The organism is Parvularcula bermudensis HTCC2503 (genome assembly GCF_000152825.2).
GTDB classification, from domain to species: Bacteria; Pseudomonadota; Alphaproteobacteria; order Caulobacterales; family Parvularculaceae; genus Parvularcula; species Parvularcula bermudensis.
This window is the reverse complement of record NC_014414.1, coordinates 1,684,813-1,711,619: the sequence shown is the minus strand read 5'-3', so window position 1 is coordinate 1,711,619 and position 26,807 is coordinate 1,684,813. Positions and strand designations below refer to the sequence as shown.

At 60.5% G+C, this 26,807-nt stretch carries 18 protein-coding genes; 5 read left to right on the top strand and 13 right to left on the bottom strand.

Annotated features, from left to right (window positions below; genetic code table 11):
• Positions 1-156 precede the first annotated feature (156 nt).
• On the bottom strand, positions 157-2,751 hold the full coding sequence (locus PB2503_RS08055) for a TonB-dependent receptor domain-containing protein (protein WP_083811023.1): 2,595 nt from the start codon (positions 2,749-2,751) through the stop codon (positions 157-159).
• Between the two features lie 88 nt (positions 2,752-2,839).
• Positions 2,840-5,797 (bottom strand): hypothetical protein, encoded by a 2,958-nt coding sequence (locus PB2503_RS08050; RefSeq protein WP_013300742.1) that lies wholly within the window; start codon positions 5,795-5,797, stop codon positions 2,840-2,842.
• 236 nt (positions 5,798-6,033) lie between these two features.
• Here PB2503_RS08050 and PB2503_RS08045 point away from each other — a divergent pair, with 236 nt between their 5' ends.
• Positions 6,034-6,837, top strand: coding sequence for a prepilin peptidase (locus tag PB2503_RS08045; RefSeq protein ID WP_013300741.1), 804 nt, complete (start codon positions 6,034-6,036; stop codon positions 6,835-6,837).
• A 38-nt stretch (positions 6,838-6,875) separates the two neighbouring features.
• Here PB2503_RS08045 and PB2503_RS08040 read toward each other — a convergent pair whose 3' ends face one another.
• The 6 genes from PB2503_RS08040 to PB2503_RS08015 form a co-directional block, all read right to left on the bottom strand.
• On the bottom strand, positions 6,876-7,349 hold the full coding sequence (locus PB2503_RS08040; protein ID WP_013300740.1) for a hypothetical protein: 474 nt from the start codon (positions 7,347-7,349) through the stop codon (positions 6,876-6,878).
• A gap of 2 nt (positions 7,350-7,351) precedes the next feature.
• Entirely contained in the window at positions 7,352-8,635 is a 1,284-nt protein-coding gene (locus tag PB2503_RS08035) for a hypothetical protein (protein ID WP_013300739.1), read from the bottom strand.
• A 117-nt stretch (positions 8,636-8,752) separates the two neighbouring features.
• Positions 8,753-10,126: a glutathione-disulfide reductase gene (gorA, locus tag PB2503_RS08030; protein WP_013300738.1), complete on the bottom strand. Its 1,374-nt coding sequence runs from the start codon at positions 10,124-10,126 to the stop codon at positions 8,753-8,755.
• 89 nt (positions 10,127-10,215) lie between these two features.
• Complete coding sequence (locus tag PB2503_RS13985) at positions 10,216-10,746, bottom strand: hypothetical protein (protein WP_013300737.1); 531 nt, start codon at positions 10,744-10,746, stop codon at positions 10,216-10,218.
• Between the two features lie 255 nt (positions 10,747-11,001).
• Positions 11,002-11,688, bottom strand: a complete 687-nt coding sequence (gene rpiA, locus PB2503_RS08020) for a ribose-5-phosphate isomerase RpiA (RefSeq protein ID WP_013300736.1) — start codon at positions 11,686-11,688, stop codon at positions 11,002-11,004.
• Positions 11,685-12,335 carry a glutathione S-transferase gene (locus tag PB2503_RS08015; protein ID WP_013300735.1) on the bottom strand — a complete coding sequence of 217 codons (651 nt, stop codon included), beginning with the start codon at positions 12,333-12,335 and terminating at the stop codon, positions 11,685-11,687. Before PB2503_RS08015 ends, rpiA begins: the two co-directional genes overlap by 4 nt.
• A gap of 205 nt (positions 12,336-12,540) precedes the next feature.
• Here PB2503_RS08015 and PB2503_RS08010 point away from each other — a divergent pair, with 205 nt between their 5' ends.
• Positions 12,541-14,682, top strand: a complete 2,142-nt coding sequence (locus tag PB2503_RS08010) for a TonB-dependent receptor (protein ID WP_013300734.1) — start codon at positions 12,541-12,543, stop codon at positions 14,680-14,682.
• 73 nt (positions 14,683-14,755) lie between these two features.
• On the opposite strand, the gene ftsZ is transcribed toward PB2503_RS08010, so the two are convergent.
• Entirely contained in the window at positions 14,756-16,168 is a 1,413-nt protein-coding gene (ftsZ, locus tag PB2503_RS08005) for a cell division protein FtsZ (protein ID WP_013300733.1), read from the bottom strand.
• Between the two features lie 509 nt (positions 16,169-16,677).
• Here ftsZ and PB2503_RS08000 point away from each other — a divergent pair.
• Positions 16,678-17,187 (top strand): hypothetical protein, encoded by a 510-nt coding sequence (locus tag PB2503_RS08000; RefSeq protein WP_013300732.1) that lies wholly within the window; start codon positions 16,678-16,680, stop codon positions 17,185-17,187.
• 28 nt (positions 17,188-17,215) lie between these two features.
• On the opposite strand, the gene PB2503_RS07995 is transcribed toward PB2503_RS08000, so the two are convergent.
• From PB2503_RS07995 to aspS, 3 genes are all read right to left on the bottom strand, one after another.
• Entirely contained in the window at positions 17,216-17,935 is a 720-nt protein-coding gene (locus PB2503_RS07995; protein ID WP_013300731.1) for a dienelactone hydrolase family protein, read from the bottom strand.
• 66 nt (positions 17,936-18,001) lie between these two features.
• Entirely contained in the window at positions 18,002-20,254 is a 2,253-nt protein-coding gene (locus PB2503_RS07990) for a TonB-dependent receptor (protein ID WP_013300730.1), read from the bottom strand.
• A gap of 35 nt (positions 20,255-20,289) precedes the next feature.
• Positions 20,290-22,098: an aspartate--tRNA ligase gene (gene aspS / locus PB2503_RS07985; protein WP_041535481.1), complete on the bottom strand. Its 1,809-nt coding sequence runs from the start codon at positions 22,096-22,098 to the stop codon at positions 20,290-20,292.
• Between the two features lie 315 nt (positions 22,099-22,413).
• Between aspS and sciP the strand changes: the two genes are divergently transcribed.
• Entirely contained in the window at positions 22,414-22,701 is a 288-nt protein-coding gene (sciP, locus tag PB2503_RS07980) for a CtrA inhibitor SciP (RefSeq protein WP_148235339.1), read from the top strand.
• Positions 22,702-22,820: 119 nt separating this feature from the next.
• Positions 22,821-23,978 carry a flagellar biosynthesis protein FlhF gene (locus PB2503_RS07975; RefSeq protein WP_083811022.1) on the top strand — a complete coding sequence of 386 codons (1,158 nt, stop codon included), beginning with the start codon at positions 22,821-22,823 and terminating at the stop codon, positions 23,976-23,978.
• 311 nt (positions 23,979-24,289) lie between these two features.
• Here PB2503_RS07975 and lon read toward each other — a convergent pair whose 3' ends face one another.
• Positions 24,290-26,701 carry an endopeptidase La gene (gene lon, locus PB2503_RS07970; protein WP_013300726.1) on the bottom strand — a complete coding sequence of 804 codons (2,412 nt, stop codon included), beginning with the start codon at positions 26,699-26,701 and terminating at the stop codon, positions 24,290-24,292.
• Between the last annotated feature and the right edge of the window lie 106 nt (positions 26,702-26,807).

The window sequence follows — 26,807 nt, the reverse complement described above, 5'->3', positions numbered from 1 at the left end:
TGTGAGTTTTTCGTACGTCAAGACGGTAAACATCTCTTTTTTCCAGAGAGGACAGATGACAGCGCCCTCTTTAGGGCGAGACAGAGGCGGCCGACAGCCGAATACAAAAAAGGCGGGCCTCATGGGCCCGCCTTTCTCAATAGAGATCAGACCGCCTTAGAAATCGCGGCTGAGGCTGACCGAGAATTTGGTGCCCTTGTCATACTCAAAGAAGGTGGCCTTCGTCCCGGCATCGTCTTCGCGGTAGGCATCGAAGTCGTCGCCGAGGATATTCTGCACCTTGATCCCCAGATCATACGTGCCACCCGAAACCTCGAGGGGCTGGTTGATGACCAGATCAAGGGTGACCGGCGGCTGTTCCAGCACCGCAAGGGCCGACGCGTCGTTACCTTCAGCGAACAGCACCCGCTCGGAGGCGTAGTTCAAAAGGCCGGTGACGGAAGCACCGGTATCGACATTTTCAACCCCGAGCTGGAAATTGAAGAGGTGGTCGGATTGTCCCACCAAGGACCGTCCGTCCACGACGAAGTCCGTGGCATCGACAACGAGCGGGGTATTGTCCACTCGGTTGTTGAGAATGACGGTCTCCCCATCCTCCACTTCAACCTCGGAGTCAGAGTAGGTGTAGTTGGTCGACAGGAACAATTCCTTACCGATCCAGTACCCGTTTTCGAACGCCGCGCTCAGGTCGAAGGTCCGCTCAAACTCAGCTTCAAAGCCCCAGAGGGTCGCTTTCGGCGCGTTCAAGAAGGAGGTCGCGCCGCCTTCCTGGCCGGTGAAGAACTGTTCGATCGGCTTATCGATGTCCTTATAGAAGGCGCCGACGGTCACGAACTGACCGCGACCGAAATACCACTCGGCGCGCACGTCGAAATTTTCGATCTCGGAGTTGGTGAGGAACGGGTTCCCCTGAAGAGTCACATCGATATCGGGATCGATGAAGTCCGTCGGGGCCAATTCCCGGAATTGCGGCCGCGTGATCGTTTGCGAATACGCCCCGCGAACCTGGATGTTACCGACCGGGTTCCAGGTCACCGTCACCGCCGGAAGGAAGTACTCTTCCTCAAGCGGTTCGAAGGAGGTGAGTGCCGGATCACTGGTGAGGCCCACCGATGATTCCTCGGTGGAGTCTTCGAAACGAACCCCGACCGAGGCGCGAAGGAACTCGTTGAACTCGACATCCAACGCCGAATAGGCCGCGAGAACCTCGAGGGAGGCCTCGGACGTATCCGGGAACTGGTTGGTGGCATCAGGCACGAAATTCACCCGATCCGTCGAGACCACCGGGTCGGAGTAGATGAGATCGATCCGGCTGTCGGCGAGGGCATCTTCGACATCGATAAAGACGCTGAAGTCGCGACGGAGATTGGTCCGATCCCGCTCTTCATAGGCGCCGCCGAACTTAATGCTGCTTTCGCCGCCGAACAGCATCACCGGGAAAACGAAATCGACCCCGGCGTAGAAGTTCTCGTCGGTCAGCTCAGCGAAGTTCAGCTCGTTACCGGCGCGACGTCCGAGACCCTGACGGATCGCGAAGGCCTCATCCGACCCCACCGCCTGGCTTCGGCTCGTCAGACGCTCATAGGGCGAGGACCGCTCGGCCTCACCATAAGCCACGCGCCAAGAGGCTTCGAGATCCGCAAGATCCGGGAACAAATGCTCACCGGACAGCTGCGCTTGCCACACTTCACGCTCGATATAGTCGCTGAACTCACGACGAATAAGGTCGGACGTCCGGTCCTCATCAAAGCCTTCGCTGATCCGCGCCCGCTTCAGCGTGCTGCGGAGGATGAAGGAGGTGAGGTTGAGTTCGTGATCCGGGCCGAATTCGAATCCGGTGGTGTTGAACGCGTTCAGATCGATCGTCTGACGGGTTTCGAGGAAATCCTGTTCGACCCGAGTCTGGATGTCACTGAAATCGGTGTCTTCGGTCCGGTTCTGGAACCCGTCGCGGTTTTCCCACTCATTGGAATAGCCAAGATAGGTCGTGGTCCCGATCCGCAGATCGCCATTGTCGACGACGACGAGGCCACCGGTCAGACTGAACGACCCGCTCGCCGGCACGTCTTCGCCGGTAATCAGCAGGGTCTTGTCTTGATCGAAAGCCAGGTCGAGGGTGTCCTGTCCCACCGAGGAAACCCCGTTCCGGAAGGCGGCATCCGCCAGGCCCGGCAGGTTACGGAGGCCATCGTCGAAGCCGAACACATCGGTGTCGGACCCGTCATAGAAGAAGCCATCCTGCATCGTGCTGACGGTATCGATCTCGAAGCCGATCGACGCTGAGAAGTAAGTCTCGTCCGGCACACCAACGGTTTGAAGGTCGATGGCGGCACCACCGAACTCACCAGAAAATTCAGGCGAGAAGGTTTTCTGGGCCAAAGATCCGGCAAGAACGCTGGTCGGCACGAGGTCGAGGGGAGCGGCCCGGCGAAGCGGCTCGGGCGACGGAAGCGGAATGCCGTTCAGGGTCGCTGAGGAATATCGCTCGTTCAGGCCCCGCGCGACGGGAAACTTCCCATCGATGACGGAGATACCCGTGACCCGCCGCAGCGCCGCCGCAATATCGGAGTCGCCTTGGCGTTGGAAATCCTCCGCCTCAAGAAGGCTCGATATCTCCGACGTCGCGCGTTTCTCGTCGGGAACGAGCGCGCCGCGCACGACGATCACGTCGTCTTGCGCCGCGACCGTGCCAAAGGCCCCGCTGATCGCGAGGGCAAGCGCCAACGAAGGCACTAAGTTAACGTTTTTCATGACCTACCTCTAAATGCCCCTCGGGCGAAATGTGCACCGAATATGAGGAGTGGCGCCCCCGAAGAGGCGCCACTCACCCGCCCGTTGATTACAGGCCGAAGGTCCAACCGACGTACCAATTGTCGTCGTCGTTTTCGATGGCACCCGGATAATCCGCGTCATCGAAGAACCCGTCGCGACCCGAAATACCGGTCGCGGCGCCATCCGTGTCATAGGCCGTCACCGAGGTCGTGATCTCGGTGTTCGGCAGCAGGGCTGCATCCGTGCCGTCCGTATCGGCCAGGAGCGTGGAGTCGGTCCCGGCAACGTTCCCGGCACCTGTGGCGCTGAAGAGCGGCGAGCAATCGCCGTCGAAGGCTGCCGCATTGCCGGCCATGTAGTTGGAGAACAGCGAGGGACGCTCACCATTGTCCTGGGCCGCCGACGGATCGTCATAGTCACAGCCTTGACCTTCGAAGTTCACCACAATGCCGTTGGCGAAGAGGCCACGGGTCCCGCGACGAAGCTTGATCCCGTCATCGGCATCCGTCGGCGCGCTGCCCGCAAAGTTGGTGGCCAAGGTGTAGTTCGCGATCCAGGGATTGGATTGCGGCAGAACGTCGTTGTCGCCGTTCCGGTTGTCGCCTTCCATACCGCGGTTGGTGGCCGGCGTATCGGTCTGCACGACGATGGCGTATTGGATGTTGCCAATCCAGCCATCGGTCCAGTCGATCGAGTCGTCGCCCGCACCGGTGATCACAACATATTTGGCGCTGACCGTCCCGCCGAAGAATTCGACCCCGTCATCGTCATTGTTGTGGACCTGGATGTAGTTCACATCGGTTTCGCTGCCGACGCCCTGGAAGGCGATCCCGTTCAGCTCGTCATCGGCGGTGATGCCGAAGCCCGCATACTGAACCCGGGTGTAGGTGAGGTTGCCGGAGTCATCGTCGGCTTTGTTGCCGCCGAAGAAGCCCGAGCTGCCCTCGCCGTCCTTGACGCAATCGACCTGCGCATCCTGCGGGGTCTCATCGCCATTGGCGCAGTCATTGATCGGCGCGCGACCGTTGATCACGATGCCGCCCCACTGGCCGACTTCGAACTCACCGACGGTGCCTTCGACATCCTGGCGGGAGGTGAAGATGACCGGATTGGCCGAGGTCCCGTTGGATTCGATCATGCTGCCGCGGGTGACGATCAGCGCGTCGGCGCTGACGCCCGGACGGGCTTCGCCGAACACGGTGACGCCCGGATCGATGGTGAGGGTCACAGACACCGCACCGGCGAAGGGGTTGTCCCCGTCGGGGCCGGCATCGGTCCCCACAAAGGTGGAGTCCTCAGCAATCTGATAAAGATTGCCGCGGGTCAGCGTGGTGTCTTGCGTGATGGTTTTCGGCAGGACGCAGATATTTGCCTCGGTCCGGCCAGCAGGCACAGCCTCGGTGCTCTCGGTGGTGCCGACAGGGCAGTCATCGGAGGTTTCGTTCGGCAGCGGCGTCGCCAGCACCCAGTCGGCGAGCCAGCTGGCTTCGATCGTCTGAACAGAGTCGTCGAAGGCGCCGATGTAGTCGACATTGTCGAACTGGGTGAAGGCGCTGAGGTCAGCCGCCGCAACCGCTTGTTCGGTGGGCCCGGAGAAGAGACCGTTCAGCGTCGTCCCGGCCGACGCGACATTGCCATTGCCCGTCGCGGTGAAGAGCGGCTCACAATCGCCGTCAAAGGCCGCGTCGTTATTGGCGGTGAAGATCGACAAGAGCTCGGGGCGTTCCCCATTGTCCTGGGCCGCCGACGGATCGTCGAAATCACAGCCCTGACCTTCGAAGCCAACCACGATGCCGTTTGCGAGGGTCGCAAGGGTCCCGCGGCGCAGCTTGATGCCGTCATCCGCATCGGTCGGCGCATCGCCGGCGAAATTCGTCACGAAGGTGAAGTTCGCGATGGCCGGGTCGGATTGCGGCAGAACGTCGTTATCGCCGTTCCGGTTGTCGCCTTCGATCCCACGGTTCGTGGCGGGGGTGTCGGTCTGCACAACGACGGCATATTGGATCGAGCCGGTCCAGCCATCGGTCCAGTCGATCGAGTCGTCGCCGGCGCCGGTGATGACCACGTGGTCGGCATTGACCGTCCCACCGAAGAATTCGACCCCGTCATCGTCGTTATTGTGAACTTGGATGTAGTCGACGGTCGTGCCGCTGCCGACGCCCTGGAAGGCGATCCCGTTCAGCTCGTCATCCGCGGTGATGCCAAAGCCGGCATACTGAACGCGAACATAGCGAAGGGTCCCGGAATTGTCTGCCGGTTGGTCGCCGCCGAAGAAGCCCGAACCGCCTTCGCCGTCCTTGACGCACTCAGCCTGGGCATCTTGCGGCGTCTCATCGCCATTGGCGCAATCGTTGATCGGCGCGAACCCGTTGATGACGAGGCCACCCCACTGGCCGACGACGTCGGATTCACCGAGGACAAGACCGTCCGAAGCTGCCTCAACCGCAGAAATGTCACCCGCCGCGAGATCGGCGTCGACCAGGTCTTGGATCGAGGTGAAGATGATCGGCGAGGTCGCGGTGCCGTCGGCGTCGATTTGCGAGCCGGCGGTCACGATCAGCGTGCCGATCGAGCCGTCCGTCGACCCGTCGCCGCGGGTCAGACCGGCCACCACGGTGCCGTCTTCGATGGTGAGGGTGACGGGGGTCGTCGAGGTCAGGACCCCGCCGGAAATCGCTTGCTGGCCCACAAAGGCGCGGCCGTCGATGACGTAGAGGTTGCCATTGTCGAGGGTCGTATCTTCGAGGATCGTCCCGCGGATCACACAGGCGGTGATGTCGACCGTCTCACTGTTGCCAGCATCGATGGTCACCGTTTCCTCAACCGTTTGGTCGGGACAGCCGGACGTCACGAAGTTAATTTCACCGTCGGCGACGACGGGTGCTCCACCGCCGGAACCACCGCCAATGATGACGTCGCCGGTCTCACCGGAATTTGCGACTTCACCACTGCCGGAGCAGGCCGCCAATACGGCGCAGGCGGAGGTAAGAAGAAGACCGCCGCGGATAGAATTGATGGATGTCATGCGATGCCCCCTAAGGCAGATTGCAGAATGAACAGATGACAAGGGGAAGCCCCCCCTCCAATGTGCCCCTTAGGGATCCTTCTTCTCACTTTTGTGACATCCATCCGTCATTCTCACCTCCCGCGGCAATTTCCCTTTTCCGCCACTGCCACTTCTGACATTCGTGATAAAAAGATCACGCCACGTCGGGCCATCCTGCCCCATCCCCCTCCCGACGCTTGTTCACAGGAGTCAGAATGCATGCAGCGCTTGTCTTTCTTCTGACGGCTTCCACCCTGGCAGGGCTCCTTGGCGGGAGCTTTCTGACGGTGCTCGTCACCAGAGGCCCTTATGTTTTCGGCCTTCTCGAGGGCCCCCCCCCAAGAGGCGGATGGTCGTTATGGGGGCCGCGGTCCCGGTGCCCGGCATGTTTGACGCCCTTGCCGTGGACTGCCGTCTTGCCGGTGATCGGCTATCTCCTGGTTCGTGGGCGATGCCGCGCCTGCGGGGTATCGGTGCCCGCTCTCTACCCGTTGCTGGAAGCTGCGGGCGCCGCCCTTGGCCTCCTGGCCGGTCTCGCCTTTGTCGACGACCTTCCGGCGCTGGTGATCGGTCTGTTCTTCCTCCTCGGGCTACTCGCCCTCGGGGTCATCGATGCGCGGATCGGCTATCTGCCCGATGCCCTCACCTTACCGCTCATCGCTCTTGGCCTTGGCGCCAGCGCGTTTGGGGTCTTTGTTTCCCCCCTCCAGGCGCTTCTTGGCCTATCGATCGGCGGGGGGATGATGCTTGCCCTGACGGGCGGCTATCGTCTGTTGCGCGGTCGTGAAGGGTTGGGCGGCGGGGATGTGAAGATGGTGGCCCTAGGGGGGGCGTTTCTCGGGCCCTTCGGCCTGCCGCCCGCCCTCCTCATCGCCTCTTTGGCAGCGTTGATCGGCACGTTGCTCAGCCAACGGAGCCGCTTGAGGGGCGATACCGCCGTCAAATTTGGTCCCTATCTCGCCCTTGGGATCGGCGCTGTGTTCCTGCTGCCGTCCCTCATGACCCATTTTGCGGGGTAAGGCGAACGCCCCCCAAGCATCGGTTGTCTGGAAACCGCCTAAAACAGGCCGAGGAATTTTTTGCGGCGACGTTTGGCCAGCCACTCTTCTTGTCGGGCCGCGGCATAGGTGAGGTAATCCGCCGGCCGCCGGGTCGTCTTGTTCCGGGTCGCGGCGAGGTCGGCGAACACCCGCGCGTCGACGGCGGGTGCCGGGGGGACCGTGACGTCATCTCCGGCGGCGGCCATGGGTGTGCGCTGTCGTCCGCCGCGTCGCCTCGGCGCCCCGTCATCGGCGTGCAAGGCCATCAGGGCCGCCGCCACGGGATCGGGTGCCTTGGTTCTTTGGTCAGGAGCGCCGACGCTGCGCCGCCGCTGGCCGGCGGCGTCGGGCATCTGAAACGAGGGCTGCTCTTGACGGGCACTGGGCCGATCAAGGGGGGCTGTCCCCTCCTCAATCCTCACCCCGGAAAGATCGAGACGGCTGCGCTCGCTAAACCCTTGCCAAATCTGGGCGAGACGATCCTTAGTCATGCTCAGAGCTCCGCTTTTTCTTTGCCCATAACGAGACCCTCATTGCGGGTAATGGTCGCAAGGCTCACCGGCCCGCCAACCGTTTCCACCGAATGCATCACCTTTTGCTGGAACCCGTTGAGCTTGATGAGGGAAGCCGCCGTCTCCCCCAGCTCTTTCTTCGGCAGGCTGCCGATTGCGCGCAGGATCGGGCCTGTGTGGGAGAGGTAGGAATATTCGTCGATCGACCCGAAAAAAGCCTGGATCGACCGTCCCAAATCTCCCTCCGAATAGTCAGACGCAAGGCGCTGACGCTGTTCCTCGGACAAGCCCGGCGTTTGCTGAACGACATCACTGACCAGGGTCGTGGCCAGGCGAAGGGTCTGACCGAAGAGGAAATAGCGAAGCCCCTGATCCATGCCCGTCAAGAACGTCCTGATCATGCGATCCTGGGCGAAGGGCTGGATCACCGGCCCACTCTCCGCTGTCACGGCGGCGGTGCGGTCCTGCCGGTTCTTCACCGTCCCGAGCACCACCGTCGAGGTCAGATAGCTGCGCATGGAGGGAAAGGTCTCCCGCGCGCCGAACCCTGCGAAGACAACCCCGGTATAGTGCTCGAAGAACGCATCCTTCACGACCGAGAGGACCGCAATCTCTTCGAGTTGGCGCCGCGTCCCTTCGGAGACGGACAGGGCCGGATGATCCTGGCGCAGGGCGAGAATGAGGCTGTCGATAATGTCGGCGATGGGCCCGCCATAGCGCCGTCGCAATTGGTCCCCCGTGCCCTTCGGAAAGGCCGGCAGATCCTCCCGCGGGCTGTCATCGAGATTGATCTGATAATCGTCGTGCAATTGGGCCACCACGAATTCGAAGATCGCGGACACATGGTCCCTCAGGCTGCCGGCCTGGGCGGCGGTGAATTGCGCGACGTAATAGTCAAAATCGCTGGCGATCAGGCTCATCACCACGGCAATGTGCTTGAAAAATTCCTTGTCCTGGTGGTCCTGGGGGAAAAGGTCCGTATTGCCGTTCAAGAAGGCGATAAAATCCCGGGCATAGGCATCGACGCTGTCGAGATTTCGCCCCTGCGCCTGGTCCCGATAGATGGAGATGATCGTTTCCCAAGGCATGCCCATCAGTTCGGCATTATTGTAGATCATGACGCCGACGGGCTGATCGGTCACCAGCGGAAAGAGCTTATCGACACTCTGATAGGTCTTGAGATAATTCGGGCCCGAAATCGTGACCGCACTGTCGGCGGCCATGGCCACGGCCTGCCGGTTCATCAACACAATTTCAGAGGTCATTGTTGCGCCCCGCCACCCCAAGATCCCGCATACCCTCAGCACGCTATGGCAAAGGACGCCAGGGGGCAATGACGAACCGGCCCCTAACCGGCCCCGACCCGGCGAGATCGGCGCCCCCTAGGTCGACGCCTTCCCCGGCCGGCTCGATGACAGGGTCACGAGTTCCTCGGCGGAGGTCGGGTGAAGGGCGCAGGTCTCGTCGAACTGCGCTTTAGTAAGCCCCGCCTTTACGGCGATCGCCGCAATCTGCACCATTTCCGGCGCCGCCTCCCCGACCATATGGCACCCAAGAACACGGTCGGTTTCCGCATCGACGATCAATTTCATCAACATGCGCTTGTCATTGCCCGCGAGCACATTCTTCATCGGTCGGAAATCGGCCTCGAACACGTCGATCCGATGCCCCTCGTCAAGGCACTCATCCTCGGTCATCCCGACGGAACCAACCGGCGGCTGACAAAAGACCGCCTTCGGAACATGGCGATAATCCATCCGCTTCGGCTCGCCGCCGAATTGCGTCGACGCAAAGGCCATGGCCTCCCTGATCGCCACCGGTGTGAGGTTTATCCGGTCGGTGACATCCCCAAGGGAAAAGATACTGGGACAAGCAGTACGATAATCCTGGTCCACGATCACCGCGCCATTCGCGGTCTTTTCGACGCCGCAATCCTCAAGGCCAAGGCCAGAGGTCCGAGGACGGCGACCGATCGCCCACAGAATTTCATCGGTCCGAAGAACCTCCCCCGTTGTCAGCTCCACCGTCTTATCATCGCCGTCACGGTCGATCCTCGCAAAGATCGTATTCGGAATATAACGAATGCCGCTCGCGATAAGATCTTGTTCCACCCGCTCGGAGATTTCTCGGTCAAACGCACGGAGCAGGCGATGACCGCGATAGACGAGGGTCACTTCGGTCCCGAGCCGGGCGAAAATATGGGCGAACTCAATCGCGATATACCCGCCGCCGGCGACGACCAATCGGTCGGGCCGCTTGTCGAGGTGAAAGACATCGTCCGAAACAATTCCCAATCTATCGGGATCCGCCTCATCATCTCGGAAGGGCACGCCGCCGGCCGCGACGAGGATCTTCTCCGCCGTGACATCACGATTTTCGCTGGCCAGGTGGACTGTATGCGGATCTTTTACGATGGCACGGCATTGAAAAAGGGTCACACCGTTACCTTCGAGCCCTTTGATATAAAGGCTCGAGAGACGCCCCAACTCCGTTTGGATCCGGTCGCGTAAGGTCGCCCAGTCGAAACGGGCGTCGGGAATTTCCCACCCATAGCCCGCCGCGTCGCCGATCATGTCGTTGAATTCAGAAGCATAGACCATCAGTTTCTTCGGCACACAGCCCCGGATGACACAAGTGCCCCCGACATCGGCTTGCTCGGCAATGGCGACCTTCGCCCCGAACTTCGCCGACCGATTGGCCGCCCTGACCCCCCCCGAACCGGCACCGATAACAAAGAGGTCGTAATCGTAGGCCATCAAGAATTCCTCCTGCAGCGGGGCATAGCCGAGAACCGGCGAAGCCCCAATCGACCTCGCCGATAATGAGAATCGAGCCCGCGAGATCGTTAAGTCTGCGGCACGAACCCGATACCCCCATTATACCGTTCGTCGTTGAAGTGCATCAGATCCTGATTGAACAGCGACAAGAGTTCGGTCTTCACGGTGTCATAAACCGGGGTCAGATGGTCGCCGAACTCAAGCGGCACACGGAGGCGCGGCTGATGGGCGATATAAACGTCAAACCGCCCTCCCCTTACCTCCGCCTTGATTCCGGTCCGAAGCCATAAAGTCCCGGAGTCCTCTTCATGCGGTACAATCACGCAGAGGCCAAAGACGATAGGCTCAAGGCGCACGACCTCCCGCTGGCTGAAGGAGAATGCCTCATCGCCGTAATCCCTGCTTGGGTCGAAGGGGCCGGTGGGCGGGACCAGGGAGGTACAGGGCCCCGGCGCCCCAAGATAGGCCGAAAAACCATCGGACAGCGCCCGACCAAGGGCACGACACCGAACCAAATTCTCCATCGCGGCGTCGCCATAGGCGCGCATGGCGGCCAGCAACTCGTCATAAGGCGTCGTCTCGCCCTTTGTCTGTTCCATACCGCTCCTTTCAAGCAGGCGCCTCGCACAGCGATCTCGCATCGTTTCTGGTCAATCGGAGCCGTGAAACGTCCTAGGTTTTGGGTTGATCGCCTTTCTTCCCACGAACCGGTGCCCAGGTCGCTTGGAAATGCGCTGAGTTACGTGATCGCATTTCCTTCACGCGAACCGGTGCCCACTTCGCTTGGAAATGCGCTGGATTATGTGATCGCATTTCCTTCACGCGAACCGGTGCCCACTTCGCTTGGAAATGCTCTAGGTGGGAACCGCTTCCCGCACACCGCTTTCGGTGCCGAAGATCATCAGGTCGGTAAGCCCGACGAACAATCCCGTGGTGACCACCCCGGGGATCATGGTCAACGCGGCATCCAACGGCTCGGCCTCGTCGATCCGGCCCAAGGCGATATCGACGATCAAATGTCCCCCGTCGGTCTGGAAAAAACCGCCCTCCCCCCTCCTCAGGGTCAGCGATGGGTCCTCATAGCCGAGGGCGGCGAGAGTCGATCTTATTGCCTGGATCGTCAAACCGACGGCGAACCCCGTCACTTCGACCGGCAGCGGAAACTGTCCGAGCTGGACCACATCCTTGCCGTCATCGGCGATCACGATGAATGTCTGCGCCTGCTGGGCGATGATCTTCTCACGCAACAGCGCCCCGCCCCCGCCTTTGATCAGGGCGCCGCTTGGGTCAGCCTCGTCGGCGCCATCGACGGCCAGATCGATCCTGGTGGTCTCGTCCGGGGTGATCAGGGAAATGCCCACCGCTTCGGCCAGGCGAGCGGTCTCTTCGGATGTCGGGATTGCCTGTCCCTCAAACCCCTGATCGCCCAATAATTTGACGAAATGCGCGGCGGTGGATCCTGTCCCAAGACCGAGGGTCATGCCCGGCCGCACATGCGCCAGGGCCGCTGCGGCCGCTCGCTGTTTCTTGTCATCGCTCATAATAGCCCCCGTGCGTGCGCTTGTTCACTGGCCTCAGTTGCCCATTGGGCCCAGGCCGGCAAAGCCTTCACCGCTGCCATATAGGCGCGGCAGGTGGGGTTGAGATCCACCGGGCCATAGGTCTCAAAACGAGAGATCACCGGCGCATACATCGCATCGGCGACGGAAAACGCCCCAAACAAAAACGGTCCCCCGGCCCCATATGTGTCCCTGGCCTCGGTCCAGATCGTCTCGATACGGTCGATGTCTTTTTGAACCCCGCCCATCGTCAGGTGACGCAAGTCCCGACGGTGGAACATCATCGGCCAGACGGTGCGCAGCGCAGAAAAGCCCGAATGCATCTCCGCCGCCAGCGACCGCGCTATGGCGCGCGCATCGGCATTGGCGGGCCATAGGGCTTTCTCGGGGAAACGATCCGCGATGGTTTCCATGATCGCCAAGGAGTCCCAGACGGCAAGATCGCCGATCCGGAGGACGGGGACCAAGCCCGTCGGCGACCGCGATTTGAGGGTCTCTCTGGTCGTCGGACGGTCAAGTTCAATGGCGTCCTCCGCAAAAGGAATACCTGCGACCGTCAGTAAGAACCATGGGCGGAACGACCAGGACGAGGAAAATTTATCGCCGATCAGAAGGGAAAGTTCACTCATCCCTCGCCTCTACCACTCCCCGAGGGCACGGGCGAGACCACTTGCCCCCACCGGACTTGCCCTCACCGGCCTCGCCCTCACCAAACTTGAGCGCCGGGCGCGGGATCAGCTTCGCGCTATCTGGGTCCCTTATTTGCAATTGACAATCGCTCTCATTTTCGCGAGGTGATTTTGCAAGTCATTCGCAATCTTGAGCGGTAGTACGATGTCATTGCCCACTCCTTTCCCCCCCTCCCTCCTATCCGCCTCCCTCGTCTCCAGCCTTGCCCTCGCCACCATGGCGACGGGGGGCGCCGCCGCAGCGTCGAACGAGCCGGCGCCTTACGGCACCACCGATATTATCACGGTCCGCGGCGATTACCGGGCGACCGATTTATCAAGCGCGACCAAAACCCCGACAGCCTTGGTCAATGTTCCGCAAAGCATCACCGTCCTTTCAAGAGAACAGATCGATGACCAAGCCTTCACCGATCTTGCGGATGTGGTCCGTTTTGTCCCCGGCGTCTCCGTCGGTCAGGGCGAAGGTCACCGCGATCAGATTACCGTCCGGGGACAGAACACGACAGCCGACTTCTTTATCGACGGTCTCCGCGACGATGTTCAGTATTTCCGTCCCCTCTATAATCTGGAGCGCGTCGAGATCCTGAAGGGGGCCAACGCGCTGATGTTCGGTCGCGGCGGCGGGGGCGGCGTCATCAATCGCGTGACCAAGACGCCCGTCGCAGAGACGACATTCGCCCGGGGAGAGGTCTCGGCGGACAGCTTCGGTGGCGCGATGGTGGCAGTCGATGCGAATATCGCCACCACCGATGCCGGGGCGTTACGGTTCAATGCCTATGCTGAGCATCTCGAAAATCATCGAGATGTGTTCGAGGGCGATCGCTATGCCATCAATCCGACATTCTCCACGGACCTCGACCCCAACACCACGCTTCTTCTTTCCTACGAATTCGTCGAGGATGAGCGTGTCGTTGACCGGGGCATTCCGTCCCTGGGCGGTGAGCCGGTCGAGGGCTTCCACGACACCTTTTTCGGCAGTCCCGACGCCAATACGACAACGCTCAAGGCTCATATTTTCAGAGGCCGGATCGACCGCAGCCTGGCCGAAGGATGGTCAAGCAATCTGACCCTTCAATATGCCGACTATGACAAACTCTATCAAAACCTCTACCCGATCGGGATCGACCCGGCCGCGGCGACCGTCTCCCTCGACGGTTACCGCGATGAGACCGACAGGCAGAACTTTATCGCCCAGGCCAATCTGGTCGGCGAGTTCGCCACAGGCCCCTTGCAGCACACCCTCCTCATCGGGACGGAATTTACCGATCAAGATACCGACAATGCCCGCCGGGATGTCTTTTTTGCGGATACAGCAGATGACCAAATCACCTTTGGATTGAGCGATCCCCTGTCTATTCCGACGTTTTCCTTCCCGTCAGACACACGAAACAGACGGTCGAACGTCCAGGTTTCCTCTTTGTACGTTCAGGATCAGATCGATCTGACCGACCGCGTCAAACTCATCGGCGGGCTGAGATATGATCGCTTCGATATCGACGCTTTGGATCGGCTTGAGCTGCTCGATGGTAGTGCGGACGGCAATGATGGGCGCCTCAGCCGGTCTGACGAGGAAGTCTCCCCACGGCTGGGGGTGATCTACAAGCCGCAAGACTCAGCCTCGCTCTATGCAAGTTTTAGCCGGTCATTCTTGCCGCGCTCTGGGGACCAGTTCCTCAGCCTTACCCCGAGCAGCGAAGCGCTCGACCCCGAAGTTTTTGAAAATATCGAGGTTGGGTTCAAATGGGATCTCCGCCCTGATCTCAGCCTCACCGGGGCCGTGTTCCGTCTTGAGCGAGACAGCGGCACCACCGTCGATCCCGACGATCCGGATAACACAATCTTGATCAGTGGACTGACCCACGGTGCAGAGATCCAGCTTGCCGGGCGGCTGACACCGCAATGGACGGTGAGTGCGGGTTACAGCTATCTCGACGCCAAGGAGGACGGGCGCGTCGTCGATGGCCAAGACGCCGATCGGGATCTGGCGCAGGTGCCCGAGCACATGGTCAGCCTATGGAACCGGTATGATCTGTCGGACGCATTCAGCCTTGGCCTCGGGGTGCATCACCAATCGGCTCAATATGCGACGATCGCCAACAGCGTTGAACTGCCCAGCTATACGCGGGTCGACGCGGCGGCCTATTATCTGGTCAATGACCGTTTGGAACTCCAGCTCAACGTGGAGAATTTGACGGATGAGACCTATTATCCGTCTGCGCATAATCAAAACAATATCTCGACCGGCGAGCCGATGAATGCACGCCTGACCCTCAGAACCCAGTTCTGATTGGTGGAGTGATCACAAACGAAAAAGGCGGGCCGCGGCCCGCCTTTTTTTTGGGAAGGATCATCCAGGCGTCTTATTTCTGCGCCTGCTTGCGGAGGAATGCCGGGATGTCGAGATCTTCCTCCTCATGATCGGCGAAAGCATCGCGGGTCACCGGGGTCGGCCGGATACCCTCGGCTTCGGAGGGGCCAACTCCTTTGACAAAGGTCTCCTTCAGAAGACCGATGGCCTGGTCGATGGTCGTTGCGGCGGATTTCCGGAACGGATTGGGCTTTTGTTCTGGAAGCGCCTGTTCTGGCTTCAACGGGACCGGAGCATCTTCGGTCAGCATCCGGCGGATACGGTCGTGAACCTCGCCAATCGGCGGTTCAGGGGGCACAGGACGGCCCGACCGGCCATCGGACACCGGGGCGGGCGCCCGCCCCGCAGTGACCGTCGCGCTTGTGCCCGCCTGGGCGGCGCGCTGGTCGCCAGATGTCGATGCCCGAGCCGTCGTGGTCACGATTTCCGCCGGTGCGGTCGCCCGTTCAATCCCGGTGGCGACCACGGAAACGCGCATTGTTCCCTGAAGCTCTTGGTTGAAGGTCGAGCCGACAATAATATTGGCGTCCGGATCAACTTCTGCCCGAATACGGTTGGCCGCTTCGTCAACCTCGAAGAGTTTCATGTCGAGACCGCCGGTGATGTTGATAAGGACCCCTCGGGCGCCCTTCATCGACGTCTCGTCGAGGAGCGGGTTCGAGATTGCCGCCTGCGCAGCCTCTGTGGCCCGTCCTTCACCGGACGATTCGCCGGTGCCCATCATGGCTTTGCCCATCTCGCTCATCACCGACCGGACGTCGGCAAAATCGAGATTGATGAGCCCAGGCACGATCATCAGATCGGTGATCCCCCGGACCCCTTGATGGAGAACTTGGTCTGCCATGCCGAAGGCATCGGCGAAGGTGGTGTTTTCGTCCGCAAGCCGGAAAAGATTTTGATTGGGAATGATGAGAAGCGTATCGACTTTATCTTGCAGCTCCTCAATACCCGCCTCAGCTATCCGCATACGGCGAGCGCCCTCGAACTGGAACGGCTTGGTCACCACACCGACGGTCAGAATCCCCCGATCCCGCGCGGCCTCCGCAATGACGGGGGCTGCCCCCGTCCCGGTGCCGCCGCCCATCCCTGCGGTGATGAACAGCATATTGGCCCCGTCGATGAGGTCCATCACCTCGTCGAGGCTTTCCATCGCCGCTTCACGCCCGACATCGGGCCGCGATCCGGCGCCAAGGCCACGGGTGGTGGAGGTGCCCAATTGAAGCCGATGCTGAGCTTTTGCGAGACCGACGGCCTGGGCGTCCGTATTCGCCACGATAAATTCGACACCGTCGAGTTCCGCCTCGATCATATTGTTGACCGCATTGCCCCCCGCACCGCCAACGCCGATCACGCTAATTCGGGGCGAAAGCTCGGTGAGATCCGGCGCGGTGAGGTTGAGTGGCATATGATTCCTCGCAAAGAAAAGGCTTCCCGCCTTAAAGAATCGGCGAATAGCGTTACCGAGGCGTTAATCGCGCCGATGGATCGTCGATAAAATCTCGTCTATCGGGCCAATAGGAATGAAGGGCCTCAGCGAGTGGCCCTCTTTCACCTAAGGAAGACACTGTGACGAGGGCTGAACGGTCGGGCTCGTCCTATTGTCTCATCCTCGTGTATTGTCACGGTGTCCCTTTAGGGCCTTGCTGACGCCGCCGCCCCATGGGGTTTCGGCCAAGATGCCGGGCTCTGTCCATGTCGCAACGACAGAAATAGCCGGTTCCCCCCTCAGTATCGGTGCCCTTCTCCCGCCCCCCCCAGGGCACAGGCCGCCCTTCCTTTCCCTCGCCCGCCGCGCGCTCTCGGTCGGGCACGTCGTCCGGTCTCTCTATTCTTCCCCTTCACCGGCATTTCCCCTTGCCCTTTCCCCTTGCCTTTATATTGAGAGTCATTCTTAATAGCAAAAAGGAGGTCGCTATGCTCAGTTCTGACAGGCCCGCGGACGGCCCACCGTCCCTCGACCGGGGGTCGACGCTCTTCCTCTATCTCCTGCGGGTGATTGTGACGGAGCAAGATGGCGAGAACCGCTGCGCCCATGGCCTCTGCCTCCGCGGGGCGGACGGGGCCGGCCTCGCCCGCTCCATCGGCGCCCTGGCCCGAGCGCTTGACCGTGGATGCCGCAAGCGTATCCGTCTTCATGCGCCCGCCAGTCTGAGCGCGTCACAGGACGAGATCGCCCTCGTCCAGATGATCAGTGCCCTGCAACGCCAAGAGAGCTCTCTGGCAAGCCATACGTGTAAATGGCTCGTTCACCCCCCTCATCAGACAGCGTTGATCGAGACCGGCCTGGTCGCAGCGGAGTGTCTTGCTTTCGAGGGGATCCTTTTGAGGCTGCCCTTACCCCCAAGCCCCATGTCCAGAAATGTCCCCGCGGCCGACCATACCCCCGCGCCGGGAACAGGGCGGCTGACCCTGATCGCCCGGTAAGCGACGCCCCCGTTAGGCAAAGAGCCCCTTACGCGAACAGATTGTCGAGAAACCGCGTGAAGCTGGACCAGGACCGCGCATCAGCCAGGGCGTTGTATTTGAGGCCCAGCTCATCATTATCCGCATCCGGATTGGTAAAGGCATGTTTCACGCCGCCGAACAAATGGAGTTGCCAGTCGGCCTGGCGCTCGGTCATCTCGTCAGCAAATCCCCGCTGCGCCTCTTTATCGGCCATGGGGTCCTCATAGCCCTGATAGGCGATGACCTTCGGCTTGATCGGCTCCCCGCCGGGGACGCCGGGCTGACCAATCACCGCGTGAAAGGCTGCGCATCCCAGAACCGGCGCGTTGGTGCGCGCCATATCGAGGCTACACAGACCGCCAAAGCAGTACCCCACAACAGCAAGCTTTTTCTCATCCACGGCGGGGTCGGCGGCGAGGGCCGAAAGCCCTGCCCGCAGCCGCGCCTGAAGTCCCTCACGATCCTCCATCAGCGGCGTCATCAGCGCCTGGTTTTCTTCGATCGTGTCGCCCCGCACGCCCTTGCCATAGACATCCGCGGCAAATCCCACATAGCCAAGATCAGCCAAGCGCTTGGCGGCCATCTCTTCGTGGGATTTCCGTCCGCCCCAAGCGTGGCAGACCATGACCCCGGGGCGCGGCCCCGTCAGATCTTTGTCCTTGGCGATCAGCGCTTCGTATACGTTGTCGTCCAGCGTATAATCGATCGTCCGCGTTTCGATGGTCATAAAAGGCTCCCAGACGTCTTCGGCTGTGATTTAGGCCCGAGAGAGGGGCTTTCCAGCCCCCCGGCCTTACCAGTCTTTTCTGAGGCTTGCTCCAATCACCCGCGGGTCTCCGACAAAGACATTGTACCCGATAAAGCCATAGCCGGAGACGGCGTAATCCTCGTCCAGCAGGTTACGCCCCCAAAGGCTGGCCTCGACCCCCGGACCGTCAAAGCGCAGCCCCATACTGGCCCCCAAAAGGGTGTAGGCGTCCTGCCGTCGCTCGTTCAGCCCTTCGGCATCGAGGAAGAAGGCGCTTTGGTATTTCGCATCGGCATCCAGCGAGAGCGTAACGCCCGCCCGCAAGGGGATTTCCTTATGCGCAAGCAGCGTGGCCGTTGTGTCGGACGCAAAAGGGAGATCATTGCCGTCAAATGCCTCGGCATTCCCGGAGACGTTCGTCGCCTGACGAATATCCGTTGTCAAAAGCGTCAAGCCAAGCTGAACATAATCGGTGTCATTGGGCGACCAATCGACCTTTCCTTCAAGGCCATAGGCGATCGCCGCGTCCAGATTGGACAGGGAATTCGATGTAATCGACGTCTCGTCCGGAAGCGGAAAGGTCACGAATATCCTGGCCTGCGGCGAATCGTAATCGAGAAAGAAGGCCGCCAGGTCCACCGACAGACTATCGGTAAGGGGGCCCTTTCCCCCCACCTCATAGGCGGTCACCGTTTCCGCCGCGAACAGCCCTTCGTCCTGGAAATGGGTCGCATTGTTCTGGACCTCCCCATTGAAGCCGCCGCTCTTATACCCTGTGGAGATCCGGCCGTAGAAGAGCCCGTCATTGGCGAGGCGATAGCTCAAGCCGATATTGCCGTTGACGCGGCTCTCAATGATCGAATTGGCCCCCACTGCCGGTCCGACGTCGTCACGATTGTTGAACGCGACAGTGCCATCGTCGAAGATGTGACGCCCCGACCCCTCCCCCTCGATCCGCTCCCAGCTATAGCGCGCTCCGAGCAGGAGTGACAGACGAGGCGTCAGCGCGATCTCATTGTCCGTGAACAGGGCAGCCGTCAGACGCTCTTGGTCAATCTCCGTCAGGAGGGTCGTCGCCGTTCCCGGCGATGCGGGGGTCGAGCCGACCCGCCCCGGCGCCCCCACATAGCGACACGTCCCCAACAGCGTCGTTGGATTCAACTCGCCACACCAGATGAGATAATCCTGACGGAAATCATCGGCGGATGTCTGCGCCCCCACCAACAGGTGACCCCAGGCCGTCTCTTTGTCGAAGCGCACCTCCTGACTGACCTGCCAGAACTCGCGGTCGTAGAAGAGATTGGCGTTCAGTGTCGGATCGCCGAAGGGCGCCTGGGTCCCGTCGAAATCGAATCCGTAGGCCTGGTCATAGCCTTCAAACGCCGAAAGGGACACGACTTGTCCGCCGAAGACGGGCGCCGTCCACTCAAGGCTTGTGCCGTAGAAATGATTGTCACGGTCCTGAATACCATCGGGCCCGATCGAGATGTCATGGTCCTCAAGTCCAAGGGAAGAATTGCGCGGCGCTGGATTGACCCCGCCGGCATGTTCGTAGTGAGCCAGCCAGAGGGCGCGCTGCCCCTCGCCTCCCTGCCAGGCGAGGCTGGTCCGCACCCCGATATCTTCCGTCCTCCCCCCCGCATCGTCCCCCCCTAGAGGCTGATCGGGATCGACCGCCACATTGTCGAGGGTCGGGCCTTGGGAAACGGCGCGGATCGCCACCCTTCCGGCAAGGGCCGGGGTCAGCGGGCCGGTCACGGCGGCGCTGACATCGAAAAGATCGTCGGTCCCGATCGTGCCTTCGAGATAGCCGCCTGCCGTCCGATCGGGCCCGGCGCTGACGAGATTGATCGCCCCGCTCGACGCGTTCCGCCCATAGAGCGTGCCTTGCGGCCCCTTCAGCACCTCGACCCGGTCGAGATCATAGAGCAGCGGGCCGGTCTGGACATTCGTTGCAAGGAAAACCCCGTCCCGATAGATCGCTGCCGCGCCTGGCGTCAGCGCTTGGTGATCGATCGCCCCGATGCCGCGGATCTGAAACGCGATTTGACTGCCATTGGCGACCACGGCCTGCACGCCGCTCAGTCGATTGGCCAGCTCTTCGCCGTGAATGAGAGGGGCGCCGGCCCTAAGGCTTTCTCCGGTGAGAACATCGAGGCTCGCCGGCACCGCCGTCGAGGGTTGGGGGCGCTTGGTCGCGGTCACCACGATCCGGTCCTGAGGAGCCGGCATGGGCCCCTCAGCCGACACATCCTGCGAAGCCGCAAACAGAAGGGCGGCCCATACCATAAAAGTCATTGACGTCTCTCCTATCCCCTTCGCGCCGTCGCGACTTAAGGGACTTTTTTCTCAGCGATTGGTTTGGCAAGCCTGATGTGAAGCTCTTTGAGCTGCTCGGCACTCGCCTCCGCCGGTGCGCCGAGCAGATAGTCCTCCGCATTCTGCGTCAGGGGGAACATCGTCACCTCTCGGATATTCTCAACACCTGCCAGAAGCATGACGATGCGGTCCACACCGAAGGCCGCGCCGCCATGGGGGGGCGCCCCGTAGCGGAAGGCATTCAGCATACCGCCGAATTTGTCCTCGACCACATCGGCACCGTATCCAGCAATCGCAAAGGCACGATACATAACCTCCGGCAGGTGGTTTCTGATCGCCCCCGACCCCAGCTCATAGCCATTGCATACAAGGTCATATTGATTGGCCTTAAGGGCGAGTTGCGCCTCGGGAGTCGTGGCCTTTTCCAGCGCCGAAAGTCCCCCTTTCGGCATTGAAAAGGGATTGTGGCCGAACTCGACCTTTTTATTCTCTTCGTCCCATTCATACATCGGGAAATCGACGATCCAGGCAAAAGCGAACCGGTCCTCGTCGAGATGGCCAAGTTCCCGCCCGATCTGGACCCGCGCCCTGCCCGCAATGGCTTCGAAGCTTTCGACCTTTCCCGCGACGAAAAAGGCCGCATCGCCGGCCCCAAGGCCGAGTTGCGCCTTGATGGCGGCCGTCCGTTCAGGGCCGATATTCTTGGCCACCGGGCCTTTGCCATCGGCCTCATCGAACATGATATATCCCATGCCCGGCAGCCCCTCTTTCTGGGCCCAGCTATTCATCCGGTCACAGAAGGCCCGGCTGCCGCCGCCGGGCGCGGGGATGGCCCGGATCTGCTGTTCGGGATCCTCGGCGATCGAGGCAAAGATCTTGAAGCCCGACCCTTTGAAATGCTCGGTCACCACCTGCATGTCGAGGCTCGACGGCAGGCGGAGATCAGGCTTGTCATTGCCGTATTTCAGTAGTGATTCCGCATAGGGAATTTGCGGCCACTCTTTGTAAGGATCGACACGGCGGTCGCCTGCGAACAGGGCAAAGGCCTCATGGATGACAGGCGCCGTTGCATCGAAGACATCCTGCTGCTCAACGAAGCTCATCTCGAGATCGAGCTGATAGAATTCCCCCGCCGAACGGTCAGCCCGTGCATCCTCGTCTCTGAAGCAGGGGGCGATCTGGAAATAGCGGTCAAACCCCGACACCATGATCAATTGCTTAAAGATCTGCGGCGCCTGTGGCAGCGCAAAGAACTTGCCGGGATGCAACCTGGAGGGAACAAGAAAGTCCCGTGCCCCTTCGGGAGAAGAGGCGGTGAGGATCGGCGTCTGATATTCGGTGAATTCCCGCTGCTCCATCCCCTTGCGCAATTGGCTGATCACGCGGGACCTAAGGACGATATTCTTGTGCATCGTCTCTCGCCGCAGATCGAGATAGCGATGGCGCATGCGGATATCTTCTGGATAGTCGGGTTCGCCGAAAACCGGCAGCGGTAAATCCCCCGCCGCGCTCAAGACCTCAAACCGGCTCAGCCGGATTTCGATCTCTCCAGTCGGCAGCGACGGATTGACGACCTCGTCCCCGCGCGCGATCACCTCGCCCTCGACGGAAATCACGCTTTCGGCTCTGACCGCTTCGACCTCGGCGAAAAAAGGCGCCTCGGGCTCGATCACCAATTGGGTAAGGCCGTGATGGTCCCGAAGATCGATGAACAACAGTCCCCCATGGTCGCGCTTTCGGTGAACCCAACCAGAGAGTGTCACATTGGACCCCACATCGCCTTTTCGTAAGGCACCGCAAGTGTGGGTTCGATAGGGGGTCATGCCCGTCTCCTCATCCTGATCCATGGATTGAACACGACCCATGGCGCCCGCCGGGGGGAGCGTCAACTCGCTCGCCATCACTGATTTTTTCTTCGCGACCATCCGGCCGCGCATGGCCGCTATTCATGTTTCGGCAAGATTTGGTGACCTGTGACGAGACAAGTGTTCTTCTGTGGAACAAATATATTAGAAAAGGCCGTTAAACATACTCTTTGTTTACCATTCAACTTAGCCGTTTCTTCAGAGCAATTCTGTAGAGATGATCCAGTCAAGACTGACGAACTTGGGATCAGTGGGAGTTGTGTAGTAGCCATGATGGATGCGTTCGCTAGACAGGTCCGAGTGGAGAAAAAAGAGCCTTTCGTTATCGGACCCGATGGGAGCGCGCTAACGATCAAGGATCTTCCACCGGCCTCGACGAAAAGATGGGTGATCCGCCGAAAGGCGGAAGTGGTGGCAGCGGTTCGGGGCGGACTCTTAAGCCTCGAAAGCGCCTGTCAAAGATATAACCTCACGAGCGAGGAATACGCTTCCTGGGAGAAAGCCATCGATCGGCATGGCATGCAGGGGCTGAGAGCGACGCGAATTCAACAATATCGTTGACCGGATCGGCGTTAGAAAATTGAAAAAGCTGCCTGGTCCCTTGGGACGGGGCAGCTTTTTCAATTTACTTGATAGAACGCCCTCCCTTCCATCCCTGCCGTAGAGACGTTAGGAAGATAATGTCACACCATGGCGGGGACATGAGCTACCAGACCTTCACAGGCGAGACGGTGAACGAGGCGAAGCGGTTAATGCGCGCCGCCCTTGGCGACGACGCCGTTGTGCTCTCCACCCGACGACACAGCGATGGTCAGGTAGAATTAAGAGCAATCCGCAAGGGCACCCCCCTCGACGGCGAGGGCAGCGGCGGTCTGTTCGGTCGAGCTCCACGGCCCAAACCCGCCCCCTCCCTTGGCGGCGGGGAAGACGTCACCGTCGAGGCGACCCGTTTCGGCGATCAACGCGAATTCGGCAGCCGCGTTGAGCAGGGCGCGCGCCGGGGCGCGATGTCCTCCCTGCGCGGAGATTTCAGCCGCCATCTCGACCGCTCTGACCGTTACGCCAATCCCGCGCGGAGCTATCTTGAGGAACTGATCGGGCGGCAATCCCTCTCTGCCGGCCTTCTCGATCGCCTGGCCACAACGATTGAAAAGAGCACGGGCCGGACCGACGCCGAACGCCTGTCCGATGCCTTAGCCGACACCCTGCGATTTGCGCCGGTGGCCCCCCTTCCGCCGGCGCCGATCATGTTGGTGGGCCAGACGGGGGCGGGCAAAACCTCCTGCGCCGCCAAATTGGCGGCGCGCGCCGCGGATGAAGGCGGGCGGATTGCCTTCATGAGTGCCGATATCGGTCGCGCCGGCGCCATCGAGCAGATGCAAACCTATGCCGAGGCCCTTGATACGCGGTTCTGGGCGATTGAGGACCCGGACCATGTCGCGGAAATCCTCCGTCATGACCGCCCCGCCGAACCTTTGGTTCTCGATACCCCGGGGGTCAGCCCCTATGCGAATGCCGATGTCGCGGCGATGCGCGCCTTTCGAGATGTTCTGGGGGCCGAACCGATCCTCGTCATCCCGGCCTCCGGCGACCTTCAGGAGCATGTCGACTGGATCCAGGCCTTTGCCGATGTGGGCGTGAGGCGGGCCATTATCACCAAATTCGACACGTCGCGCCGGATCGGGGCCGCTATCTCAGGCTGTTTCGAGGCGGGGGTCGCCCTCGCCCATTTCTCCGAGGCGCCGTTCATTGCCGATGGGTTGATCGATGCGGACCCAGACTATCTGGCCCACCGCCTATTGCTACGCCAGCCCGGACGAATCGCCGGTCGACGGTAGAGCCCTCACCAGGAACTCTCCTGCACCAGGTACCAACCCCCTTCGCTAGCCCCCCCTTCGCCAGCCAAGGCAAAACAAAAAGACCGCCCGAAGGGGGGCGGCCATGATCCTTAAAGTGTCAGAAATATTGATCCCTCACGGACCAGCTTAGAGCCGTTTCACATCAAGCTTAGCTGTGAAACGGCTCTAGCGTTCTTTTTCATCGCATTTTCTTGACGCGAACCGGTGCCCACTTCGCTTGAAAATGCGCCGAGTCTTCGTTTGCCGCATTTTCTTGACGCGAACCGGTGCCCACTTCGCTTGAAAATGCTCTAGTGCGTCACAACGACCGGACCGTCATCGACCGTCTGTGCCGCCCGCGCCTTAGCCGCAAGCTCCTCTGCCGCTTCATCCCATTCAATCGGCGTCAAAGGCCCGGTCAGGGCGTGTTTCAACACATCGTCGACATGTTCCACCGGGATGATCTCCAGCACATTTTTGACATTATCGGGAATCTCCGCGAGATCCTTTTCGTTCTCCGCGGGGATCAGGACGGTTTTCGTCCCGGCCCTGAGCGCCGCCAGAAGCTTTTCCTTCAGCCCCCCGATAGCCAGCACCCGTCCGCGCAAGGAAATCTCACCGGTCATCGCGATATCCTTCCGCACCGGAATTTCCGTCAGCGTCGAGACGATAGCCGCAGCCATCGCCACCCCGGCGGAAGGGCCATCCTTTGGCGTTGCCCCCTCCGGCACGTGAATGTGAATATCCCGACGATCAAACTCGGTCGGCTTGATGCCGAACTCGATCGCCCGCGACCGCACATAGGACGCCGCAGCAGAGACACTCTCCTTCATGACGTCTTTCAGATTGCCCGTGGGGGTCATACGCCCCTTACCGGGCATTTTCACAGCCTCGATCTTGAGGATGTCGCCGCCGGTTTCGGTCCAGGCAAGCCCCGTCACGACACCGATGATATCATCGCCTTCGATCTCGCCATAGCGATATTTAGTCACCCCGGAGAAATCGGGCAATGAGTCGGCATTGACGACCACCGTCCCCGCTTCGTCCCCTTGTTCGAGACGCCGCACAGCCTTACGCGCCAAATTCGCCAATTCGCGTTCCAGATTCCGAACCCCGGCTTCACGGGTGTACAGACGGATCAAATTGCGCAGACCATCATCCGTCAGTTCGAACTCCCCCTCTTTCAGGCCATGATTTTCCAACTGGGCCGGAATGAGGTGGCGGCGGGCGATCTCAACCTTCTCATCCTCCGTGTAACCCGGAATCCGGATGATCTCCATCCGATCGAGCAAGGGCTGCGGCATGTTCAGCGAATTCGCCGTCGTCACGAACATCACGTCGGACAGATCGTAATCGACCTCGAGATAGTGATCGGAGAAAGTATCATTCTGCGCCGGATCGAGCACTTCGAGGAGGGCCGAGGCGGGATCGCCACGGAAGTCTTGGCCCATCTTGTCGATTTCATCGAGCAGAAAGAGGGGGTTCGACTTCTTCACCTTCTTCATCGACTGAATGATCTTACCGGGCATGGAGCCGATATAGGTCCGACGATGGCCACGGATTTCCGCTTCGTCGCGCACCCCCCCGAGGGAGACCCGGACAAATTCGCGACCGACGGCTTTTGCCACCGACTTGCCAAGGGACGTCTTCCCGACGCCGGGCGGCCCGACGAGACACAGGATCGGTCCCTTCAACTTGTTGGTCCGTTTTTGCACGGCCAAATATTCCAAGATCCGTTCTTTGACCTTTTCCAGCCCATAATGATCTTCGTCGAGTTGGCTGATTGCCTTGTCGAGATCGATCCTGATCTTGGATTTAGACGACCACGGAATAGACGTCAGCCAATCGAGGTAATTACGTACCACGGTGGACTCCGCCGACATCGGCGACATCTGACGCAGCTTTTTCAGCTCTGCCTCGGCCTTAGCCTTAGCTTCTTTCGGCAGCTTGGCTTTCTCGATCTTTTGTTCGATCTCCGCCAGTTCGTCCTTGCCGTCATCGCCCTCGCCAAGTTCTTTCTGAATGGCCTTCATTTGCTCATTCAGATAATACTCACGCTGGGTCTTTTCCATTTGACGTTTAACACGCCCGCGGATCTTTTTCTCGACCTGAAGCACGCTCATCTCGCCTTCCATGAAACCGTAAACGGCTTCCAATCGGGCGGCGACATCGGCGATCTCAAGCAATTCTTGCTTCTCGGCGATCTTTAGATTGAGATGCGAGGCGACGGTGTCGGCGAGCTTGGACGCATCCTCGATTTGTCCGATCGACACAATCACCTCGGGGCTGACGCGCTTGTTCAGCTTAACATAGTTCTCAAATTGGGTGTTTACGGATCGAACGAGGGCCTCGACATCGACACTGTCGCCCTCGGCTTCTTCGAGGGTTTCCGCGGTCGCTTCGAAATAATCGTCATTGTCCTCGTAGGAGACGATCCGAGCACGGCTTCCGCCTTCGACCAGCACTTTCACCGTTCCGTCGGGAAGTTTGAGAAGCTGGATGACGCGGGCAATGACGCCGACCGTGTAGATATCATCGCCGCCCGGATCATCATCGCTGGCATCCTTCTGGGCGGCCAGCAGGATCTCGCGATCCGCCTCCATCACAACCTCTAGGGCGCGAACGGACTTCTCACGGCCGACAAAAAGGGGGACGACCATATGGGGGAAGACCACGATATCCCTCAGAGGCAGAACGGGGAAAGTGCGGAACTGCTCAGTCATGCAAACTCCTTAAATAGGCAGTTTTCGAACAACGCCTCACCACAAAAGCGCATTGTCCAACAAAGGGAGCGCCATAACAGCGCGGTCTTCACTATGTTGGACTTCG

Bases quoted from the DNA above. Each gene is read 5' to 3' on its own strand.
- PB2503_RS08055 (WP_083811023.1), bottom strand. From the start codon at position 2,751: ATGAAAAACGTTAACTTAGTGCCTTCGTTGGCGCTTGCCCTCGCGATC.
- PB2503_RS08050 (WP_013300742.1), bottom strand. From the start codon at position 5,797: ATGACATCCATCAATTCTATCCGCGGCGGTCTTCTTCTTACCTCCGCC.
- PB2503_RS08045 (WP_013300741.1), top strand. From the start codon at position 6,034: ATGCATGCAGCGCTTGTCTTTCTTCTGACGGCTTCCACCCTGGCAGGG.
- PB2503_RS08040 (WP_013300740.1), bottom strand. From the start codon at position 7,349: ATGACTAAGGATCGTCTCGCCCAGATTTGGCAAGGGTTTAGCGAGCGC.
- PB2503_RS08035 (WP_013300739.1), bottom strand. From the start codon at position 8,635: ATGACCTCTGAAATTGTGTTGATGAACCGGCAGGCCGTGGCCATGGCC.
- gorA (WP_013300738.1), bottom strand. From the start codon at position 10,126: ATGGCCTACGATTACGACCTCTTTGTTATCGGTGCCGGTTCGGGGGGG.
- PB2503_RS13985 (WP_013300737.1), bottom strand. From the start codon at position 10,746: ATGGAACAGACAAAGGGCGAGACGACGCCTTATGACGAGTTGCTGGCC.
- rpiA (WP_013300736.1), bottom strand. From the start codon at position 11,688: ATGAGCGATGACAAGAAACAGCGAGCGGCCGCAGCGGCCCTGGCGCAT.
- PB2503_RS08015 (WP_013300735.1), bottom strand. From the start codon at position 12,335: ATGAGTGAACTTTCCCTTCTGATCGGCGATAAATTTTCCTCGTCCTGG.
- PB2503_RS08010 (WP_013300734.1), top strand. From the start codon at position 12,541: ATGTCATTGCCCACTCCTTTCCCCCCCTCCCTCCTATCCGCCTCCCTC.
- ftsZ (WP_013300733.1), bottom strand. From the start codon at position 16,168: ATGCCACTCAACCTCACCGCGCCGGATCTCACCGAGCTTTCGCCCCGA.
- PB2503_RS08000 (WP_013300732.1), top strand. From the start codon at position 16,678: ATGCTCAGTTCTGACAGGCCCGCGGACGGCCCACCGTCCCTCGACCGG.
- PB2503_RS07995 (WP_013300731.1), bottom strand. From the start codon at position 17,935: ATGACCATCGAAACGCGGACGATCGATTATACGCTGGACGACAACGTA.
- PB2503_RS07990 (WP_013300730.1), bottom strand. From the start codon at position 20,254: ATGACTTTTATGGTATGGGCCGCCCTTCTGTTTGCGGCTTCGCAGGAT.
- aspS (WP_041535481.1), bottom strand. From the start codon at position 22,098: ATGACCCCCTATCGAACCCACACTTGCGGTGCCTTACGAAAAGGCGAT.
- sciP (WP_148235339.1), top strand. From the start codon at position 22,414: ATGGATGCGTTCGCTAGACAGGTCCGAGTGGAGAAAAAAGAGCCTTTC.
- PB2503_RS07975 (WP_083811022.1), top strand. From the start codon at position 22,821: ATGTCACACCATGGCGGGGACATGAGCTACCAGACCTTCACAGGCGAG.
- lon (WP_013300726.1), bottom strand. From the start codon at position 26,701: ATGACTGAGCAGTTCCGCACTTTCCCCGTTCTGCCTCTGAGGGATATC.